This window comes from Paracoccus sp. TRP, from assembly GCF_000185925.1.
Classification (GTDB): Bacteria; Pseudomonadota; Alphaproteobacteria; order Rhodobacterales; family Rhodobacteraceae; genus Paracoccus; species Paracoccus kondratievae.
Genome location: NZ_AEPN01000099.1, coordinates 1 through 2,932, shown reverse-complemented (window position 1 = coordinate 2,932; position 2,932 = coordinate 1). Strand labels below are relative to the sequence as shown.

Below are 2,932 nucleotides of genomic sequence, written 5' to 3'. Positions count from 1 at the left end.
GGAGCGGCACCAAACCGTGACAGGTCCATCAGCCATCAGCACGATGATCGAACTGCTGGCGGGCATCATGATCGGTGATCTGACCAGTCCGGAAGTGCTGGATTTTCTGGGTACGACCACGCTTGCACCGTTCCATGGTGAACTGGTCATCGCCCTGTCGCCTGAGAAATTTGCGGCTGGCCGTTCGGGAGATCCCTTTGCCCGGGCCGAATTGTTGTTCGAGGCCATCCGGGGGCAGGGCGCAAGGCTGCCTTCGCAACGCCGTTTCGCGGCGCGGGAAAAGTCGCTGGCGGATGGCATCACGCTGAGCGCGGATGAAGCCGCGCAACTTGATCGCTGGCTGAGGCTTGGCCTCGACGCGGTGGCGTAAGGTAGAAAAATGGCCCTTCCGAACTGGAAGGGCCTTTCTGATTTCAGGCTCAGGCTGCGTATTTCTGAACCGCGCCGGGTTGTTTGCTCCACCCGGCATACCAGGTCTTGAACTGGTTGTACTGCTGTTCGGCCCATGCGCGCTGGCTGGGGGTCAACTCGTCAGTTTCATTGAAGTGCAGGGTATATTCCTTGTCGCCTTGCAGGACCATCAGATGCTTATAGTAAAGCACCAGATCGGTTCCCTCGTCCCACGAAGACAGCACCTCCAGCGCCTCGCTCAGCTCCTGCGCGCGCTGACGGGCCTCAAGATCGCCGGCGGCGGCGGCTTTGGACAGGGCGACGAAATGCAGGATCTCGCGCGGCAGGACATTGCCGATCCCGGTGATCGTGCCGGTCGCGCCGCATTTTACATAGCCATGGAAAACGCCTGTATCGACACCGGCCATCAGGATGACGCTGTCATCGGCGCTGGTGATGTGTTCGGCCGCATAGGTCATCGCCTTGGCCCCGCCGAATTCCTTGAAGCCGACAAGGTTCGGGTGTTCGGCACGCAGGGCAAAGAACAGATCCGCTTTTGTTTCGAACCCGTAATAGGGGCTGTTGTAGATCACGGCGGGCAGATCGGGCGCGGCGGCCAGGATTGCCTTGAAATGGTTGCGCTGGGCAGTGACCGAGGCGCCGCGCGACAGCACCCGGGGAATGACCATCAGACCGGCTGCCCCGACCTTTTGCGCGTGGGCGGCATGGGCAACCGCCGAGGCCGAGTTTACCGCGCCGGTCCCGACGATCACCGGGATGCCGGCCTTGACCAGTCGCTCGACCCCTTCCATCCGCTGGGCGTCGGTCAAGAGCGGCCAATCCCCCATCGAGCCGCAGTAGACGACCGCTGACATGCCCGCGGCTATCAGTTCCTGCCCCTTGCGCACCAGTGCATCATAGTCGGGTTGGCGCTCGGCGGTGCAGGGGGTCATCAGGGCAGGAATGACGCCGGTAAAGATCTGAGTGTTCATGGATGGCTCCTTCTGTCGTGCAGGCAGGGTGCTGATTCTCTCAGCCGCCATCCTAGTATTTGCATTTTATTTGTCGACAAGAATCTGACGAGTTCGGCTATAGCGTCAACTGCTGCCGCTGATCTCGCGAGATGAATTTCTGGATCTGGCGGACGATCTGATCTGCATGCGCCTTGGCCAGCCGGTCACACAGTTTGACATCCCGTGCCTCGATCGCGGCGATGATTGCCTCGTGCTCATCTACATATTCGCGCGGCAGGCGGTCGTTGAACGACTGGTAGGAAAGCCGCAAAAGCCGACGCCCTTCGTCGAGCAGGCGCACAAAAAGGCTGTGGTAATAGGGGTTGCGCCCGGCCTCGGCGATGGCGGCATGCAGGTCGCGGTTCGAGGCGATCATTGCCAGCGCGTCCTGTGCCTCGACCGCAGCCGAGAACTTTGCCTGATGCGCACGCAAGATTTCCAGATCAGCGGGTTTGTGATAGGTCGCTGCCAGCCTTGTCGTCACGCGATACATCAGCGTCAGCGCGTCAAAGAACGTATGCAGGTTCAGAAGGTCGATATTGGCGACCATGGTCGAGCGGTTCGGGAGGGTCTCGACCAGACCTTCGCCGGCAAGGCGGACCAGAGCCTCCCGGATAGGGGTGCGCGACATGCCGAAACGCTCGGCCAGCTGGACCTCATCTATGGGGCTGCCGGGGGGCAGAACCAGATCCAGAATTTCGTCACGCAACACATCATAGACCAATTTGACGCCTGATCCGCGTCGGCGCTCGGGAAAGGTTTCTGGCTCGGTCATAGGTGCACCTATTTGTAATGCTGTTAATGAAGTCGACAACTCGAATACTTAATTCACTTATGGCAAGGCAATGGCCTGCGCCTGTCCGGGCCGTCAGCCGTGGCAGATCCGCGCTGTCTGACAGGATGAAAAGGATGGATTTGCCTGTAAAGGATGCAGCGTCAGACGCGGGCGTAAGGTGCTGACAATCATGCACCGTCACTATCAGGCAGCAGGGCTGTTCATTAAGCACCGCGAATGGCCGCTTGGAGCCTTTACCGGACGGTAACTGCTTACTATCGTCCAGAATGCCACACCCTGACGACCCTGCTCTTTTGGTGCGTGCAGTCACGCTGCGGATTCTTCGCGCGTGCAAGAACGCAGTCAGATCCCATTGGAGCTCCTTTGGAAAGGCGGGCAAACCACAAGCCCACATCCGAAGCATTCTTGTTGCAGCAGTGTTTCTGCTGGCGGCCTGCCTGATCACCGTCTAACCGTCAGCTTTGCAATCTTTGTGAAGGTCGGCGCCGCTGCTGGACGAAACAACGCGATGATCTTGCGGATTGTCAGCAGTAAAGCCCGGGATATGCGTGCAATCAGCTTAATTCACAGCGGGCAGCGACCGTCGCGGCTAATGCAAAAGGTCAGATGGCCGGGACCAGCCGGTCACAGTGCACCTGCGACGCGCGTTCGCTGCGCCGCAGGGCAAAGGTACTGTCAGAGACTGCGCGCTGATCTTGTAGAGGCCTGAACCGCACCGGGTTTGCCGGAGGCT

General features: G+C 59.7%; 3 protein-coding genes. 1 reads left to right on the top strand and 2 read right to left on the bottom strand.

The window, feature by feature from the left end; all coding sequences use genetic code 11:
- A partial coding sequence (locus tag PARACOCCUSGL_RS0119900; RefSeq protein WP_010400795.1) for an Ldh family oxidoreductase occupies positions 1-370 on the top strand: 370 nt, incomplete at its 5' end.
- A gap of 49 nt (positions 371-419) precedes the next feature.
- Here PARACOCCUSGL_RS0119900 and PARACOCCUSGL_RS0119895 read toward each other — a convergent pair.
- Positions 420-1,382, bottom strand: a complete 963-nt coding sequence (locus PARACOCCUSGL_RS0119895; protein ID WP_010400793.1) for a dihydrodipicolinate synthase family protein — start codon at positions 1,380-1,382, stop codon at positions 420-422.
- A gap of 97 nt (positions 1,383-1,479) precedes the next feature.
- Positions 1,480-2,178: a GntR family transcriptional regulator gene (locus PARACOCCUSGL_RS0119890; RefSeq protein ID WP_010400791.1), complete on the bottom strand. Its 699-nt coding sequence runs from the start codon at positions 2,176-2,178 to the stop codon at positions 1,480-1,482.
- Positions 2,179-2,932 lie beyond the last annotated feature (754 nt).

Excerpts from the sequence above, each read along its gene's own strand:
- PARACOCCUSGL_RS0119895 (WP_010400793.1), bottom strand. The coding sequence starts at position 1,382 with ATGAACACTCAGATCTTTACCGGCGTCATTCCTGCCCTGATGACCCCC.
- PARACOCCUSGL_RS0119890 (WP_010400791.1), bottom strand. The coding sequence starts at position 2,178 with ATGACCGAGCCAGAAACCTTTCCCGAGCGCCGACGCGGATCAGGCGTC.